Source organism: Actinomadura barringtoniae (assembly GCF_017573505.1).
GTDB lineage: Bacteria > Actinomycetota > Actinomycetes > Streptosporangiales > Streptosporangiaceae > Spirillospora > Spirillospora barringtoniae.
In genome coordinates this window covers 1-16,585 of record NZ_JAGEOJ010000022.1, presented here as the reverse complement: position 1 = coordinate 16,585, position 16,585 = coordinate 1, and the positions used below count along the sequence as shown (strand labels likewise).

General features: G+C 70.7%; 13 protein-coding genes. 7 read left to right on the top strand and 6 right to left on the bottom strand.

Translation table 11 applies throughout. The features are described from left to right. The 3 genes from J4573_RS41725 to grpE are packed head-to-tail and all read right to left on the bottom strand — an operon-like array spanning position 1 to position 5,190. Positions 1-2,685, bottom strand: coding sequence for a hypothetical protein (locus tag J4573_RS41725; protein WP_208261695.1), 2,685 nt, complete (start codon positions 2,683-2,685; stop codon positions 1-3). A 13-nt stretch (positions 2,686-2,698) separates the two neighbouring features. After that, positions 2,699-4,282, bottom strand: coding sequence for an Hsp70 family protein (locus J4573_RS41720; RefSeq protein WP_208261694.1), 1,584 nt, complete (start codon positions 4,280-4,282; stop codon positions 2,699-2,701). An 11-nt stretch (positions 4,283-4,293) separates the two neighbouring features. Beyond that, positions 4,294-5,190 (bottom strand): nucleotide exchange factor GrpE, encoded by an 897-nt coding sequence (gene grpE, locus J4573_RS41715; RefSeq protein ID WP_208261693.1) that lies wholly within the window; start codon positions 5,188-5,190, stop codon positions 4,294-4,296. Positions 5,191-5,373: 183 nt separating this feature from the next. Here grpE and J4573_RS41710 point away from each other — a divergent pair, with 183 nt between their 5' ends. Beyond that, positions 5,374-6,042 carry an ACT domain-containing protein gene (locus tag J4573_RS41710; protein WP_208261692.1) on the top strand — a complete coding sequence of 223 codons (669 nt, stop codon included), beginning with the start codon at positions 5,374-5,376 and terminating at the stop codon, positions 6,040-6,042. Positions 6,043-6,220: 178 nt separating this feature from the next. Further along, positions 6,221-7,771, top strand: coding sequence for an AMP-binding protein (locus J4573_RS41705; protein ID WP_208261691.1), 1,551 nt, complete (start codon positions 6,221-6,223; stop codon positions 7,769-7,771). Between the two features lie 98 nt (positions 7,772-7,869). Here J4573_RS41705 and J4573_RS41700 read toward each other — a convergent pair whose 3' ends face one another. After that, on the bottom strand, positions 7,870-8,787 hold the full coding sequence (locus J4573_RS41700; RefSeq protein ID WP_208261690.1) for a carbohydrate kinase family protein: 918 nt from the start codon (positions 8,785-8,787) through the stop codon (positions 7,870-7,872). Positions 8,788-9,278: 491 nt separating this feature from the next. Between J4573_RS41700 and J4573_RS41695 the strand changes: the two genes are divergently transcribed. Both J4573_RS41695 and J4573_RS41690 read left to right on the top strand, forming a co-directional pair. Continuing rightward, positions 9,279-9,944, top strand: a complete 666-nt coding sequence (locus J4573_RS41695) for a class II aldolase/adducin family protein (RefSeq protein ID WP_307797331.1) — start codon at positions 9,279-9,281, stop codon at positions 9,942-9,944. Positions 9,945-10,002: 58 nt separating this feature from the next. Beyond that, positions 10,003-10,806 (top strand): enoyl-CoA hydratase, encoded by an 804-nt coding sequence (locus tag J4573_RS41690; RefSeq protein ID WP_208261689.1) that lies wholly within the window; start codon positions 10,003-10,005, stop codon positions 10,804-10,806. Between the two features lie 132 nt (positions 10,807-10,938). Here the strand turns inward: J4573_RS41690 and J4573_RS41685 are convergent, their stop codons facing one another. Together J4573_RS41685 and J4573_RS41680 are read right to left on the bottom strand one after the other, a co-directional pair. After that, positions 10,939-12,126, bottom strand: coding sequence for a M24 family metallopeptidase (locus J4573_RS41685; protein ID WP_208261688.1), 1,188 nt, complete (start codon positions 12,124-12,126; stop codon positions 10,939-10,941). A gap of 369 nt (positions 12,127-12,495) precedes the next feature. Then, complete coding sequence (locus J4573_RS41680; protein WP_208261687.1) at positions 12,496-13,029, bottom strand: hypothetical protein; 534 nt, start codon at positions 13,027-13,029, stop codon at positions 12,496-12,498. 403 nt (positions 13,030-13,432) lie between these two features. Between J4573_RS41680 and J4573_RS41675 the strand changes: the two genes are divergently transcribed. The 3 genes from J4573_RS41675 (at position 13,433) to J4573_RS41665 (ending at position 16,033) form a co-directional block, all read left to right on the top strand. Then, positions 13,433-14,842, top strand: a complete 1,410-nt coding sequence (locus J4573_RS41675) for an amino acid permease (RefSeq protein WP_243774441.1) — start codon at positions 13,433-13,435, stop codon at positions 14,840-14,842. Positions 14,843-14,854: 12 nt separating this feature from the next. After that, positions 14,855-15,286, top strand: a complete 432-nt coding sequence (locus tag J4573_RS41670) for a TIGR03668 family PPOX class F420-dependent oxidoreductase (protein ID WP_208261686.1) — start codon at positions 14,855-14,857, stop codon at positions 15,284-15,286. 243 nt (positions 15,287-15,529) lie between these two features. Further along, positions 15,530-16,033, top strand: a complete 504-nt coding sequence (locus J4573_RS41665; RefSeq protein WP_208261685.1) for an alpha-ketoglutarate-dependent dioxygenase AlkB — start codon at positions 15,530-15,532, stop codon at positions 16,031-16,033. Positions 16,034-16,585: the final 552 nt, after the last annotated feature.

The window sequence follows — 16,585 nt, the reverse complement described above, 5'->3', positions numbered from 1 at the left end:
TCACCTCGTGACCTGGAGGTGGCGAACCGGGGGGTCGCTGAGTTCGATGACATCATCATCGGCGAAGCAGCGCAGCCAATATGGACCCGATGCGTCGGGCGGGGCCAGCGTGAGCTCGCCGGGGACGGGGACCTGCTCCCACGAGCCGAGGGTCTCGCCGTCGGCGGCGCGGTGCGGCATGACCCGGCCGGTCCGCATCACCAACTCCAGCTTGGCGATGCGCAGCGGCTTGGCGGAGGTCAGGCGGATGGTGAGCGAACGGCGCCAGCGTGGCCCGCCGCGTTCGATGGCGTAGTGGACGACGGTGCGCGCCGCGACCTCGGCGGTCGCCTCGGGGCCGGTCACGCGGACGCCGCCGACCGTGCCGGCCGCCGCGACCGACAGCTCGACCGGCTCGTTCTCGGGAACGGGCAGCCGCAGGCCGCCCTGGGAGTCGTAGGCGGCGCGGGTGACGATCTCCTCGCGCGGGCCGTCGTCGTCGATCCGGCCCGGCTCGATCCGGCCCGCCTCCACCAGCCGCGCCTCGATCTTCCCGGTCGCGATCGCGTCGGCGCCGATCCGGTAGACGAGCAGCACCTCGGCGACGTCGGCGGGCCAATCGAACCCGACGTGCACGAACTCGCCGCGCCGCTCGGCGACCAGGCGGCGCGGCGGCGGCAGGTTGATGTGCCGGTGGTACGCGCCGATCGCCGCCGTGCCCTCGGCGACCGACACCGCGACCAGCCAGCCGCCGCTCGGCGGGCGCACCGACAGGCCGCCCGGCACCGGCGTCGCGGTGACGCGGCGGCCGGTCCGCCGCACCTCCTCGACCGGGACCAGCGCGCTGCGCGGCCACGGCGGCGGCCCGTCGGTGAGGACCAGCTCGACGGTGCCGTGCGGCGGCTCCTCGAACGTGACCAGCAGTAGTCCCGGGTCGCCCGGGTCGGGCTCGGCGGTCAGCTCGTACACCGGCTCGGGCGGCGCGCTCGGCGTGACCGACGCCCGCACGCCTGGCGTGACCACCTCGCCGCCGTCGGCGTCGAGGTAGACCGCGCAGATCCGGTAGTGATGGGTCCTGCCGTTCGGCACCCGGTCCTGGAAGCCCTCGCGTCCGGCGGCGACCGCCTTGCCGCCGGTGCCGCCGCCGCTGCCGCGGATGACCAGCGCGCGGGCCGCCTCGGGCGGGCAGCGCCACCGGCCGGTGACCACGCCGTCGCCGGGCAGCAGCTCGACGTCGCCCGGCTCGGGCCGTACGACCACGGGCCCGGCGACGGCGGGCGCGGCCGCCGCCTCGCCGCGCACCGCGACGACGCCGTAGTAGAGCGGCACGTTGACGGGCGGATGGTCGTCGCGCGGGCCGGGCAGCGACTCCCCGTCGGCGGCGTTGCGCGGCGGCCGGTCGCGGCGGCGCACCACGTGATAGATCAGGTCCCCGGCGGTGGAGGGCGACGCGGCCCACGACAGCCGCACGCGCGTTCCGTCGTCGTCGACGTCCGCGCCGAGCGAGGGAACGGGCCGAGGCGCCAGCCGCCGCTGATGCTCGGCGGCGCCCGGCAGGTCGTTCACCAGCTGGAGGGCGTCGGCGAGCAGCCGCCACGCCGCGTCGGGGTCGCGTTCGCCGGCCGCCGCCTCGCGCAGCCGTACGGCGGTCGCGACGCGGCGCTGCGCCTCGGCCGCGAGCAGGGCGGCCTCCTCGTTGGACTCGTCGGGGCGTTCGGCCTCGGCCAGCTCGGCGGCGGCGTAGACCTCGCCGGAGTCCAGCAGCATGCGCAGCCGTCCCGCCAGCCCGCCGCCCGGACCGGTCTCGCGGAGAACGGCGAAGACCAGGCGACGCGCGTCGTTCGGGTCGATGCCCAGGTCTTCCATCGCGTGGCGGAGGAGCGCGCGTTCGGAGGCGCGCTGGCGCTGCCGCTCCCGGAGGCGCTCCACCAGGTCGTAGAGGACCAGCTCGTGCAGGTCGGCGTCCGAGCGCAGCGCGGCAAGGACCGTGTCGGCGTGCGTGAGGCTGGTGTCGCGGCTGCGGCGCGCCCACTGCGCGGCGACCGCCGTCACGGCCGCGGCGTCCAGCCGCAGCGGCCCGCTCCCGTCCGGCACCGGCGCGGCGAAACCACCGAGCACCCGCATCGGACCGGCCAGCCGCCCGCCGAACACGAAGTCGGGGAGGTGGCGGCGGCCCAGCACGTCCAGCGACTCGCGGACCTTGCGATAGGCGGCGTACGGCGCGGTGGCGGGCAGCGGGTCGGGCTCGCGGATCTCGATCCGGTCGGCGGCGGCCAGCGACTCCAGCTCGGCCCGGCTCACCCCGCCCGCCCGCGCGATGCCCTCGACCTCGGCGGGCGCCACCATCCGCAGCATCCCGGCCGCGTCCATCAGCCGCGCCCGCGTCTGCGACACCCGCTTCTGCGTGCGCTCCTGACCGCCCCGCAGTCGTTCGGCCAGCGGCTTCAGGTCGCCGCGCTCGGCAGCGGTGAAGATCGGCGCCAGCTCGCGGTGCTCGGCCTCCAGCCGGTCGATCAGCTTGCGGTACTTCAGCTGCCCGCGTGCCCGCCGCCAGCACTGCCGCACCAGCTTGACGCGTTCGACGACCACGCCGGGCGCCAGCGGGTCGGGCAGCGCGTACCGGGCACGCAGATCCTCGGGCGGCTGGTCGCCCGCCTCCCGCGCGGGCTCCAGCACCTCACGCCGGTAGTCGTCGTCGAAGGACACGGGCCGTCCCGGGTCAGCTCACCTTGACGCGGGAGAGGGCCGTGCGGGACCGCTCGACCTCCTCCTCGGACATGCCGCCGACGTCCACCTTCAGCTCCAGCCGCTCGCCGGTCTCCTTCTCGACCGCCGTCACGTGCAGCAGCCCGGAGGAGTCGAGCGAGAACGTCACCTCGATCGGCCAGCCCGCCTTCTTGCCCTTCGGGATACGGACGGCGCCGGTCGCGATCTCGGTGTTGTCGATCAGCTCGCCGGACTCGACGCTGCCCGCCTGCTCCATCACCCGGATGTCGGCCGAGGTCTGGTCGTCGTAGACGGTGAAGAAGTCCTCGGTCTTGGCGGCCGGCAGCTCGTCGTTGGCGTGCACCAGATGCGCGACGTGCTCGGCCGAGGTCTCGCGGTCGACCACGACGATGCCGAACGCGTGCGAGGCGACCGTCTTGATCTGGCGGCCCGCGATCTGCCGCTGCTGCTCCTCCGACAGGCCCGCGCGGCCCGCCATCTCCTCGGCCTGGTCCTGCTCGCCCGCCGCCAGCAGCCGCCGGTAGGTCTCCTCGAACGCGTACAGCGCCGCGCCCTTGGCGACCGCCAGGTCGGGGTCCTGCAGCCGCGGCGACAGGCCCAGCTCGGTCTCCAGCCGTGACGCCACGACCGGCATCTTGGTGGAGCCGCCGACCAGCACCAGGTCGTCGTAGTCGTCGACGCCCTTCTCCGCCGCCGTGGACAGCGTCCGGCCGGTGATCTCTATCGTGCGGTCCAGGAGGTCCTTGGTGAGCTCTTCCAGCTTCTCGCGGGTGACCTCGATCGCGGCGGCGCGGCCGTCGTGCATCACCCGGACGGTGTGCGTGGTGCGGGTGGTGAGGGACTTCTTGGCGTCCTCGGCGTCGCGGCGCAGCTGCTGCTCGGTCTGCTTGTCGTCGAGCGGGTCACCTGCCTCGGGATGCTCGGCGCGGAACCGTTCGGCCAGGTACTCGACCAGGCGCGAGTCCCAGTCGGCGCCGCCCAGCTCATGGTCGCCGTCGGTGCAGACCACCTCGATGTGCCCGCCGCGCAGCGCGATGATCGTGGTGTCGAACGTGCCGCCGCCCAGGTCGTACACCAGGATCGTGCGGTCCTGCTCGGGGTTCAGCACGCCGTAGGTGATCGCGGCGGCGATCGGCTCGGACACGATGTCGATCACGTTCAGGCCCGCGATCCGGCCCGCCTTGCGGGTGGCGTCGCGTTCGGCCGCGCCGAAGTAGGCGGGCACCGTGACCACCACGTCGCGCGCCTCCTCGCCGGTGGTCGTGCGCGCGTCGGTGGCGAGCTTCAGCAGGATGAACGCCGACAGCTCCTCGGGCGTGTAGTCGAACCCGTGGATCTCCCGCGTCACCTCCCGGCCCATGTCCCGCTTGATCAGGCTGACGACCTGGTCGGGCGCCAGCACCGCGGTGTCCTTGGCGGTCGCGCCGACCACGACGTTGTCGCCGCTCTCGAAGTAGACGACCGACGGCGTCGTGTCGGTGCCCTCCAGGTTGCGCAGGACCGTGGGCCGCCCCACATCGTCGATGGAGGCAATGCAGGAATAGGTCGTTCCCAGGTCGATCCCGTAGACAGCCATGTCCCTCTCACCTAATCGCTACCGGGCCGGGGCGCCGCGCCCTGATGTTCATCGTCTCGCTCGTTCTCGGTGTTGCGCAGCGGTTCCACGGCCACAGGATCGTTTCCGCCTCCCTCGGGCGCCGGTTCGTCGCCCTTCGCGCCCTTCCCGGCCTTGTCGCCTTTCCCGGCGTTCTCATGCCTGCCGGCCGGTACCTCCACCTTGCCGACCCGCACGTCCTGCTCGTGGACGGGCACGTCCTGCCGGCCGGCCGGCGCCGCGTGCTTGCCGGCCGGTCTCTCCTGGACCTCCGGCGGCTCCTGGATCTTGCCGACCGACACCTCGGCCTTGCGGACCACCTTGCCCGCGTGCTCGAACCCGTGCGTGCGAACGGCCACGACCGTGCCGGCCAGGGCGGGATCGGTGACGGCCTCGACCGCGACCGGACGATGCCGGGTCGCGTCGTAGGGCGCGCCGAGGTCGACCGAGAAACGTTCCACGCCCGTACGGGCGAGCGCGTCGGCGACCTCGTCCGCGACCGCCGCGAGCAGATCGGCGGCGTCCTTGGGCTCGGGCGGCTCGGGCGCCGACCAGCGGTCCGAGCCCTGCCGGGCCAGGTCGTGCAGCCGGTAGAGCGCGGTGCGGATCGGCTCCAGCATCGCCTGGAGCTCGCCGCGGCGCAGCTCCTGGTTCTCCTGGTGAAGCCGGTCGATGACCGCCTCGCGATGCCCGGCGCGCTGATGGTCGCGTTCGAGCTGCTTGGTGAGCTTGGCCAGGGCGTCCCTGACCTCCGACCGGAACTCGGCCTCGGCCCCGCCCTCGATGGGGTCACCCTCGGAAAAACTGGGATCGGCGGGTCCGGGCTCAGCGTTAGCGGGTTCCTTGGGGGCGGAACCCTCGCTTACTGGGCGTTCCCGAGCGCTCGACACGTGCAGTTACCTTAATGGGATGCAACCTCCCGGGATAGTCCCCGCTCTTGACCCGCCCGGGACATTTCCTTGGCTCTAGGCCCTTGACGTGCGCGGACATCTTCTCGGCGACGACACGCCCGGGTAACACGCCCGAAATGCGCCTCCCACACCCTGAGGTGAGTGTTTCTGGAGGAGGTGGCGATGTTGTTGCGCGTTCGTGTCCGCCTGCCGGACCGCCCCGGCTCGCTGGGCAAGGTGGCCCGTGTCCTGGGCGTCGCCGGCGCCGACGTGGTGCAGATGGCCGTGCTGGAACGAGACAACGGCAGGGCGCTCGACGACTTCACCGTGGCCTGGCCCGCGGGCGCGGGAATCGACCGCCTCTGCGATGGCCTGGCCTCGATACCCGGCGTCGACATCATCGGCATCTGGCCCACCGCCGAACCCCAGGGCGCCTTCCCCGACGCCGCCCTGATCGGCCAGTTGGCCGGCGATCCTGAACGCGGCCCCTTGACCCTCACCGACGCGGTCCCCGCGATCCTGAGCGCCGACTGGGCCGGTCTTGTCGATCCCGAGCGTTCGACGGGCTTCGAGGGTGGCGCCGGTGCTGTGCTGACGCATGTGAGCGTGGGCGGGCCGGACAAGGTGGAGGTGCCGGAGTTGGTGCCGGTGCGGGCGCGGGCGTTCACCGCCGAGGACGGGACGCAGTACGCGATCAGTCCCATGGCGGACGGGCTGGTGCTGCTGGTGGCTCGTACGGGAGCGCCTCCGTTCCATCGGACCGAGGTGTTCCGGCTGTCGCAGCTCGTGCAGGCGGCGGAGGCCGTTCTGGGGACTCGGGCGGCCGGGGTGGGAGCGGTCCAGAGTTCTTAACAAGGGTGAAACCGGATGGACGCCTGGTGCGTCTACCTTTCCGGAATGGCCCCTGGTGCGGCGGCGCGGTCGCACCGGGGCCATATTTCATTTCTGGGGTGACCTGGTGTTTTGGGTGATGGGCGACCTAGAGTCGGATTCCTGGAATCCCCCGCGCCGGTCCCTGGGAGGTCGCCCGATGGCCGAACTGCTCCGTCCGTACGTCGAATCCAGCCCCGATGTCGCCGCGATCACAGACGAACGCGGCGCCACGACCTGGCGGGAGCTGAACGCCAGGGCCGACCGGCTGGCCGGCGCGCTGCGCGGCCTGGGCCTCGGCACCGGTGACGCGATCGCGATCCACTCGGGCAACCGCCGCGAGCACTTCGAGCTGATGGTCGCCGCCGGGCACATCGGGCTGCGGTACGTGCTGGTCAACTGGCACTGGACCACCGACGAGCTCCGCTACGTGCTGGAGGACGCCGGGGCCAAGGCGCTGTTCTCCGAGGCCGCGTTCGGCGACATCGCGCGCGAGGCCTCCGCGGGCCTCGACCTGGCCGCCACGGTCGCGATCGGCGGGTCGATCGACGGTTTCACGCCGTACGAGGACTTCCTCGCCGCCGGGCCGGACGGCGAACCCGCCGACCAGGTCCTGGGCATGCCCATGGTCTACACCTCCGGCACCACCGGGCGTCCCAAGGGCGTGAACCGCAAGCTCGTCACGGCCGGCGTACCGATCGAGACCGCCCTGTTGATCGGCGGCGTGTTCGCCGACATCCTGCAGATCCCCCAGGGCGGCCGGTCGCTGCTGGTCGGCCCGGTCTACCACTCGGCGCAGTGGCTGTGGTCGCTGGTCTTCCTGCTGAACGGCCGCCCGGTCGTGATGCGCCCCTCGTTCGACCCGGCCGAAACCCTCCGCCTCATCGACGAGCACCAGATCAACCAGATCCACCTGGTGCCGACCCAGTTCGTCCGGCTGCTGCGCCTGGACGAGAAGATCCGCGACGCGTTCGACGGCTCCAGCCTCGCCGTCGTCTGGCACGGCGCCGCGCCCTGCTCGCCCGCCGTGAAGCGTGACATGATCGACTGGTTCGGCCCGAAGGTGCACGAGTACTACGGCTCCACCGAGGCCTCGATCAACACCGTGATCACCGCCGCCGAGTGGCTGGAACGCCCCGGCAGCGTCGGCCGCCCCCTGCCGACCACCGAGGTCATCGTCCTGCGCGACGACGGCGAGAAGACCTCACCCGGCGAGCGAGGCCAGATCTGGTTCCGCTACACCAGCGGCGACGACGTCGAGTACTGGGGCGACGAGGAGAAGACCAAGTCCGTCCACCGCGCCGACGGCCTCTTCACCACCGGCGACATCGGCTACTTCGACGAGGACGGCTACCTCTTCCTCGCCGACCGCGCCATCGACATGATCATCAGCGGCGGCGTCAACATCTACCCGGCCGAGATCGAGGGCGTCCTCATCACCCACCCCGCGGTTCGCGACGTGGCCGTCTTCGGCGTCCCGGACGAGGAGTTCGGCGAGCAGGTGAAGGCCGCCGTAGAGCTCACCGAAGAGGCCACCCCCTCCGAGGGCCTCGCCACCGAGCTGATCGCCCACTGCCGAGCCTCCCTCGCCGGCTACAAGGCCCCCCGCACCATCGACTTCGTCACCGAGATGCCCCGTACCCCCACCGGCAAGCTCTACAAGCGCCTCCTCCGCGAGCCGTACTGGCAGGAGCAGGACCAGAAGATCTGAACCGCCGGAAGGCCGCGGCCAGTCCAGCGCCGCCAGAAGGCGGCGAGTCCAGCGCCACCGGAAGGCCGTGCCAGTCCAGCGCTGTCGGAAGGCCGCGACTAGTCCAGCAGCGCGAGGACGGCGTCGAGGCCTGTGAGGCAGGCGTCCGAGCCGAGGCCTTGGGCGACGGTCGCGGCGGCGGCTGTGCCCCAGCGGGCGGCTTCGCCCAGGTCGCGGTCGTTCATCAGGCCCGTGATGAAGCCCGCGCAGTACGCGTCGCCGCAGCCGGTGGTGTCGACGACGTCCACCTCGATCGCCGGGATGCGTTCGACGCCGTCGGTGGTGGCGACCAGGCTGCCGTGCTCGCCGAGCGTGATGAGAACGGCGCGGGGGCCCTCGGCGAGCAGCTTGCGGGCGGCCAGGACCGGGTCGCCGGTCCCGGTCATCATGAGCGCCTGCTCCTCGTTCGGCAGGAAGTAGTCGACGTGCGGGAGGAACGCGGCGGCGCCCTTGACCAGGTCGGGCATGTTCGACAACAGGTCCATGGTGACCACGGTCCCGCTCGCCCGCGCGGCCTCCAGCGCGTCGAAGAACGCGGGGTCGTTCAGGCCGAACGTGACGTCCGGGCCGCCCAGATGCACCGCGCCGGCGGCGGTCAGCAGGCCTGGGTCGACGATGCTCGCCGTCACGGTCAGGTTGGCGCCCGGCACGTGGAACGACGGCCGCCCGCCGTCCGGCCTGATCGGCAGGATCGTGGCGCTGGTCTGGTCGCCCGTACGGCGGACCAGGCCGCTCACGTCCACGCCGTGCCGCGTCATCACGGCCACGAGCAGGTCGCCGAGCTCGTCGTCGCCGATCGCGCCGACCGAGATCACCTCGTTCCCGAGCTTGGCGAGATCGACCGCGGTCCCGGCCGCCGAGCCGGCCGCGGTCATCCGGATCTGGTCGACCAGGACGGTGTCCTGGCCCTGCGGGATCGCCTCGACCGGGCGGGCGAGGACGTCGACGATGTGCACACCGAGCGTGACGACGGCCATGGCGGTACCTCCCTCGTGATCGTCAGGCCGTAGCGTACGGCCTGGAAGCCGCGAAATGTGAGAGGGATTCGCAACCCCCTCGCGCAATCGCGTTGATGACGGCGTGTAAGAACGATGACGGCGTACAACGGCGCTGACGGCAGCCGAGGCGACGGACGGCGCGCGGCGCCCGAGGCGATGACAGCGTGCGGCGGCGTCCGAGGCGATGACAGCAAGCGACGGCGTGCGAGGCGATGGCGGCCTGCGGCGGCGTGCGAGGCGGTGACAGCAAGCGACGGCGTGCGAGGCGATGACCGGGCGACGGCGATACGGCGTGTGAAGGGCGGAGGTGGCGTGTGACGGCGGTGACGGCGGTGACGGCGTGCGGCGGCGTGCGGCGGCGTGGGAGGCGATGACGGCGCGACGGCGATACGAGGTGTGAAGGGCGGAGGCGGCGTGCGACGGCGATATGGCCTGAACGGGAGGGGCGGCGTGAACGAGAGGGGTGGCGTGTGACGGAGAGAGGCGGGGCCATGTATCTGGCCGAGGAGCGGCGGGCGCTGTGCGAGATCGGGCGGCGGATGGTCGAGACCGGCCTGGTGAGCGGGGCGTCCGGCAACATCAGCGTGCGCCGGGGCGATCATGTGGTCGTCACGCCCGGCGGCTGGATGCTCGACCGCATGACCCCTGAGGCCTGCCCGGTCGTGGACGTCACCGGCCACCTGGTCGAGGGCGATGAGAAGCCGTCCTCCGAGACGCCCATGCACCTGGCGATCTACGAGGTCACCGGCGCGTCCGCGATCGTGCACACGCACTCGACGTACGGCACGGTCGTGGCGACGACGATGAGCGAGCTGCCGCCGATCCACTACAACACCCTGCTGCTCGGCGGCGTGGTGAAGGTCGCGGAGTACGCCACGTACGGCACCCCGGAGCTGGCCGCCAACGTCCGCGCCGCGATGGAGGGCGGCAAGCGGGCCGCGCTGATGGCCAACCACGGCGGCGTGACCATCGGCGGTGACCTGGAGGAGGCCTACGAGAACGCCAAGCTCCTCGAATGGCTGTGCGGCGTCTACGTCCGTGCCAAGTCCATCGGCGAGCCGCGCATCCTCACAGAGGAGGACCTCCTCAAGGTGGTCGAACGAGGCCTGACGCCGGTCGAGTGGCCGCCCGCGTGACCGGCCGCCCATCCATGTAACCTAACGCTTGCTAGGTTCATCTGGGAGGAGCCCGCCGGTGTCCTTTGTCCTGATCGACAAGCCGCGCCCGCACGTCACGCTGATCACGCTGAACCGCCCCGAGCGGATGAACGCGATGGCCTTCGACGTCATGATCCCGTTCCGCGAGGCCCTCGAAGAGGTCGGGCGCGACAACGACACCCGCGCGATCGTTGTCACCGGCGCCGGCCGCGGCTTCTGCTCGGGCGCCGACCTGGAGTCGCCCGGCCGCATCCCCGGCATCGAGGGCCTCACCGTCAGCTCCATCGCCCTGCGCTCCATGGAGCTCCTCGACGACGTCATCCGGGCGATGCGCAAGGTCCACCAGCCGGTGATCGCCGCCATCAACGGCGCGGCGATCGGCGGCGGCCTGTGCCTCAGTTTGGCGACCGACATCCGCATCGCCGCCGAGGGCGCCTACTTCCGCGCCGCCGGGATCAACAACGGTCTCACCGCCAGCGAGCTCGGCCTCAGCTACCTCCTCCCACGTGCCATCGGCTCCTCCCGCGCCTTCGAGATCATGCTGTCCGGCCGGGACGTGGACGCCGCCGAGGCCGAACGCATCGGCCTGGTCTCCCGCGCCGTCCCCGCCGACAAGCTCCTCGACGAATGCTTCGAGCTCGCCGAACGCATCGTGAACTTCAGCCGCCCCGGCATCGAGCTCACCAAGCGCATGCTGTGGTCGAGCCTGGACGCCGCCAGCCTGAACGCCCACATGGACCACGAGGGCCTGGCCCAGCTCTTCGTCCGCCTCACCACCCAGAACTTCGAAGAAGCCATCAAGGCCCGCAAAGAGAACCGCCCCCCGACCTTCCGCGACTAGCTCGTGCCTGCTCCGGCCAACGGCCTGCCGTGGCCGCCCCTTCGCGGGAGCGTCGAGCCAGGTGGCGTCGTGGACTGGGCGGCACCTGTTTCGGTTGACGGTTGCTTTCGGCTGACGGCCGCGATGGACGGGCTAGTGAAGGTATTCGTGGGTGGCGGGGGTGATGATCTCGGGGCCGGTCTCGGTGATGAGGACGTTGTCTTCGTAGTTGGCTCCACCCAGGGCAGGTGCGGCGATTCTGCGTTCCAGGGCCAGGCACATGCCGGGTTCGAGGACCTCGTCGGCGTCGGTGGTCACCCATGGGGGTTCGAACGACAGGCCTAGGCCGTGGCCCCAGGCGCCGCCCATCTGTGAATCTGGGGCGCCTTGCCGGAGGGCGAACGCCGAGTCGGTCATGGCCTCTTCGCAGCGGCGTGCGATGTCACTCAGCTTTTGTCCTGGGTGAAGGAGGGGCATTCCAGCCGTGACACTGTCGTGGACGGCATCGAGCATCTCCCGTTGCTCGGTGGTCGGGTCGCCGCCGACCACGCGGGTGCGGGCGAAGTCGAAGAGGTAGCCCTCCATGGAGCCGTACATGTCTATGCGCAAGAGGTCGCCCTCCTTCAGGTGGCGCGTTGCCGAGGCCGTCCCGGGACCGGACGGTGCGAAGGTGTGCGAGGCGTCGCCGGAGGAGATGCCCATGCCGTAGTAGGCGCCTCCGGCGCTCACGATCTCCGCGATCGCCGTGGCGGCCACCTCGGCCTCCGCCGCGCCGGGGACGGCGGCGGCCATGGCTGAGTCCATGGCTCGTACGCCGACGGCCCCTGATGTTCTGAGCAGATCCAGCTCCGCCGGGCTCTTCACGCGCCGCAGCCGCCATCCGAGTGCGTCGGCGTTGGTCAGTTCGTGGTCCGGCAGCGCCGAGCGGAGAGCGGTCCACCAGGGCCAGGCCATGGTGGAACAGCCGAGTATGCCGAGCCGTCCGCTGGGGATCGAGGTCCTGATCTCCTCGGCCAGTGCCTCCACCAGATCGGCGTCCGTCCGGACGCGGTCGGCGGCGGGTTGTGGGTCCTGGATGACCCCGGCGTCGGTCAGGAGGATCGCGGGCTCCTGTACGGGGAGCAGGAAGGCCGTATGGCCTTGGGCCCGCCACAGTCCGGGGACGTCGGGCACCCAGGGCTGGTGCTGGTAATAGCCGCTGAAGTAGTAGACGTCGGCGTATCCGTCCTGGGACGAGCCGCCTCGGGACCAGGCGATCAGGCCGTCCAGGCCTGCCTCGGCCGCCAGGTGCCTGCCCGCCTCCTGGCGTGCCAGGTATTCCTCGGTGCGTATCGACCGCACGATCAACCCCCTTTGATCGCCTCTCGACTCTCCCCACGCTACGCGGCGCCCCACTGCGGCCCGTCTGCGTCACGATGCGCCGCTCCAAAGCGGCCCTGCAGGCCCGCCAGGGGGAGCGGCCGCGCAGTGTGGCCAGGTGAGGCGGTCGCGCGGTGTGGTCAGGAGGAGCGGTCGCGCGGTGTTGCTAGGAGGAGCGGTCGCGCAGTGTGGCTAGGAGGAGCGGTCGCGCGATTTTAATGACCGACGAAGAGTCAAAGATGTGGGTTCGAAAATTTCCTTCATGATCCTAGGAAGAATGGTGGTTGCGGGTCTCGTGGCAGGGTCGAGGCCGGTCCCGCCAGAGACGCGACCGGCCATTTGTTGAGAGGATTACCGACCCAGCCCCAGAAGGGCGTTCAGTTGGGCGATGAGCGCGGCCAGGCCGGTGGTGCTACCCGTACCGTTCAGGATGTCGGCGATCGCGCACAGCAGGTTGCCGAGCAGGTTGCCCGGGCCGGAGATCGCCGTGATGTCCAGGACGACGCGGTCCAGGTGCACCTTGAGACCCAGCAGGTTGAGGTCGAGCGGGCCGAGCGTCAGGTGCAGGATCGGGCAGGTCCGATCGAGCTGAACCGGCAGCGAGACCGGCTGGTCGGGCACCGCGGTGGTGGTGCCCGAGGCATCGCGGAGCGTGCCGCTGAGGACGCCGTTCAGCGTCATCGTGCGGTCCTGGCCCGCGAAGGCGGTGGGCACCACCGTTCCGGTGAAGGTCGAGCCGTCTGAGGCCGTGCCGGTCACCGGGACGCGGTCGAGCGGCGCCGGGGCCGCCGCGGCCTGACGCGCCGAGGCCGGATTGACACTGAGGGCCACCACCGTCAAAAGGGCGACGGTGAGGGCGCACAGCCGGACAATGAATTTCCTCATGGACGCAATTCTCCTTTCATGAACGTCCGCGTTGGAGATTGTCCCGGTGCCCTCTTGATAAGTGCCTAAACGATCCATGTGATCTGGTTATTGATCATCCGACTGCCTCCCTGGTGGCGGCCGATCGGCATGGCCGTTTCACGCCAATATGGTGAGCCGGGTAAACGTGCCGGGAGACTCGGGAGTCCGCGTAGGTGCGACGGGCCGGACGGCCATCGCTGATGGAGTGAAATGGCGGGCCTGGGCCGGGCCTCGCGACGAACTGGCGCGCGGTCGCGGCCTGCCGGTGGGGGAGAGGTCAAGATCCTTCCCGGTGGGCGCCCCGGGGCCAGGACGCAAGGCCTCCGTCGCTTAGAGTGCAGGAGACATCACTTTCAGTGACCGTTGAAGCACGGAGAGTCTCATGAGCGCGTCCGGTGGGGGACAGGAACTGCAGGCGAGCCTGCACCAGAGGCACATGACCATGATCGCCATCGGCGGGGCCATCGGCGCCGGGCTGTTCGTGGGGAGCGGGTCGGCGATCAGCGGGGCCGGGCCGGCCGCGGTGGTCTCGTACGCCGTCGCCGGGATCCTGGTCATGCTGGTGATGCGGATGCTCGGCGAGATGGTGGTCGCCCAGCCGATGAAGGGGTCGTTCTCCGACTACGCGCGGCTGGCGCTCGGGCGCGGCGCGGGCTTCACGATCGGCTGGCTCTACTGGTACTCCTTCGTGATCATCGTGGCGATCGAGGCGGTGGCGGGCGGGGCGATCCTGCACGGGTGGATGCCCGGGGTGCCGCCGTGGGCGTTCAGCTTCGTGCTGCTGACGCTGATGACCGGGGTCAACCTGATCTCGGTGAAGTCGTTCGCCGAGTTCGAGTTCTGGTTCGCCTCGATCAAGGTGGCCGCGATCATCGTGTTCCTCGCGCTCGGGACCGCGTTCGTGGTGGGCATGTGGCCGGGGCGGAACGGGCCGGACTTCTCCAATCTGACGGCGGCCGGCGGGTTCGCGCCCGCGGGCTTCGCGGCGGCGCTGAGCTCGATCGTGGTCGTCATCTTCGCGTTCGGCGGCGCCGAGATCGTCACCATCGCGGCGGGGGAGAGCAAGGAGCCGGAAAAGTCGGTCGCCAAGGCCACGACGAGCGTCATCTGGCGCATCGCGATCTTCTACATCGGCTCGGTGTTCCTGGTCGTGGCGATGGTGCCGTGGACGCAGGCCCGCCCCTCGCTCAGCCCGTACGTGGGGGCGCTGAACGCCCTGAAGATCCCGTACGCGGGCACGGTGATGGAGGCGATCATCCTCACCTCCGTGCTGTCGGTCCTCAATTCCGCGCTCTATGTCTCCTCTCGGATGCTGCACGTTCTCACCAGGCACGGCGACGCCCCGCACGCGCTGGTGAAGCTGAACAAGCGCGGCGTGCCCGCCCGCGCGATCCTGCTCGGCACGACCATCGGCTACCTGGCCGTCTTCGCCCAGCACCTGTCGCCGGACGCGGTGTTCGCGTTCCTCACCAACTCCGCGGGCGCCGTGGCCATCTTCATGTACCTGATCATCGCCGCGTCCCAGCTGCGCCTGCGCTCGCGGCTGGAGCACGCGGCTCCCGAAAAGCTCACCTTCAAGATGTGGGGCTACCCCTATCTCACCTACCTCGTGCTCATCGCGTTCACCGTGGTGCTCCTCTCCATGGCCGTCATGGAGAAGACCCGCGTGGAGCTCATGACGAGCCTGCTCAGCCTCGGCGTGGTGGTGGGCGTGTACGTCGTCCGCAACTACCTGCGCCGTGATATCAACCCCGACGTTCCGGTCGCCGTGGAGACACCGCCCGTGGTGTGACACGCTGCGGAGGTGCCCAGGCTTCCGCAGGACGTCGCCCGGCGACGGCTGATGACGGTCCAGGTCCTCCGGCTGGCGACCGTGGACGAACGCGGCGTCCCGCACCTGATCCCGGTCACGTTCGCAATCGACCGTGGCACCCTCTACACCGCCGTCGACCACAAACCCAAGAGCAGCCGCGACCTGAAGCGCCTGGCCAACATCCGTGCGAACCCGCACGTCACACTGCTCGCCGACCACTACGCCGACGACTGGTCGGCCCTCTGGTGGGTCCGCCTGGACGGCCACGCCCGCGTCATCGACGACGCCGACGAAATGGCCGCGCCGATCGGTCTTCTCGCGGACAGGTACGCCCAGTACCGCGAGCATCCTCCAGAGGGTCCGGTCATCGCCGTCACCATCGACGGCTGGACAGGCTGGTCCGCCACGGCCGAGACGACCTGACACACCAGCCGCAACCAACCTCCGCCCGCGTCGGCCACCTTGCCGTGGTCGCGCAGGTTGTGGATCTGACTCGCGTTTCATGAGGGTGATCCTCTCGTTGCGGAACGTGCTCAGAATCGATGTTGATGCTCGTCGCCAGGGCATCGCAAGAGCCGACCGGATCTGTGGATAACTCTGCGGAACGTCAGGAGAATCGAATATGTTGTCGATATAGTTCCTGGACTGATCTACGTTCCGGACTGGTTGGACGAGGAAGAGCAGAAGCGGCTCGCGGATCACATCGACGCGGGCCAGTGGTCGAGAGAGCTCAAGCGGCGGGTGCAGCACTACGGGCACCGCTACGAATACGGACGGCGCGGGGTGAGCGTGCGACAGGCACCGCCCCTTCCACCGTGGGCGCTGGAGCTCGCGGTGCGGTTGCGCAGAGAGGGGCGTGTCGAGGATGTCGCCGACCAGGTGATCGTGAACGAGTACCAGCCAGGGCAGGGCATCAGCGCGCACGTGGACTGCGTCCCGTGCTTCGGCCCGATCGTGGCCTCGGTCAGCCTGCTCTCGGCGTGCGTGATGGAGTTCCTGGGCCCCGAGCGCGTGCCGGTGTGGCTAGAGCCCGGCAGCCTGTGCCTGATGACCGGCGACTCGCGCTTCATCTGGCGCCACGCCATCCCGGCCCGCAAGACCGATCCAGGGCCGAACGGAAGAATCCCGCGCGGCCGCCGAGTGTCAGTGACCCTGCGGACGGTCCTCTAACCCCAGAGGAGACGGCACTCCAGCCCCACCTACGCTGGCCGAGGACCAGCCCATGCCGGTTGAGGGCCGGCCTGCGTCGGCTGAAGATCAGCCCGCGCGGGTTTGTGCCCAGCCCGTGCTCGTCGGGGATCGGCCGGCGCTGGTTGAGGGCCAACGTCTGCTGGTTTGGGGGCCAGTTGGTTGGGGGCCAGCCTTCGCCTGCTGAGAATCACCGCGTGCTCATCGGCGCCAGCCTGTGCTGATTGAGGATCATCTCCACGGCGAGGACCTGGTGGCGGGCGGGCCAGGCGGAGTAGGCGTTCCCAGGTGCCGCCGGGGACGGCCGGTGCGGCGGGGTCGTCGCCTGGGGCGGGGTCCAGGAGGTCGGAGATGATCACGCGGAGGGCCCGGTGGGTCTGCCCGCGGTCCGGGGAGGTGATGGCGCCGGGCGGGGTGGCGTACAGGGCTGCCTCGCCGGTGCGAGCGGGGCGGCGCTGCACCCCGCGCTGGTTTGGGGCCAGCCCGCGAGGGTTGGAGGTTGGCCGGCGCTGTTTGAGGATGAGCCCGTCCTGG

Excerpts from the sequence above, each read along its gene's own strand:
- J4573_RS41720 (WP_208261694.1), bottom strand. The coding sequence starts at position 4,282 with ATGGCTGTCTACGGGATCGACCTGGGAACGACCTATTCCTGCATTGCC.
- J4573_RS41710 (WP_208261692.1), top strand. The coding sequence starts at position 5,374 with ATGTTGTTGCGCGTTCGTGTCCGCCTGCCGGACCGCCCCGGCTCGCTG.
- J4573_RS41705 (WP_208261691.1), top strand. The coding sequence starts at position 6,221 with ATGGCCGAACTGCTCCGTCCGTACGTCGAATCCAGCCCCGATGTCGCC.
- J4573_RS41700 (WP_208261690.1), bottom strand. The coding sequence starts at position 8,787 with ATGGCCGTCGTCACGCTCGGTGTGCACATCGTCGACGTCCTCGCCCGC.
- J4573_RS41680 (WP_208261687.1), bottom strand. The coding sequence starts at position 13,029 with ATGAGGAAATTCATTGTCCGGCTGTGCGCCCTCACCGTCGCCCTTTTG.
- J4573_RS41675 (WP_243774441.1), top strand. The coding sequence starts at position 13,433 with ATGAGCGCGTCCGGTGGGGGACAGGAACTGCAGGCGAGCCTGCACCAG.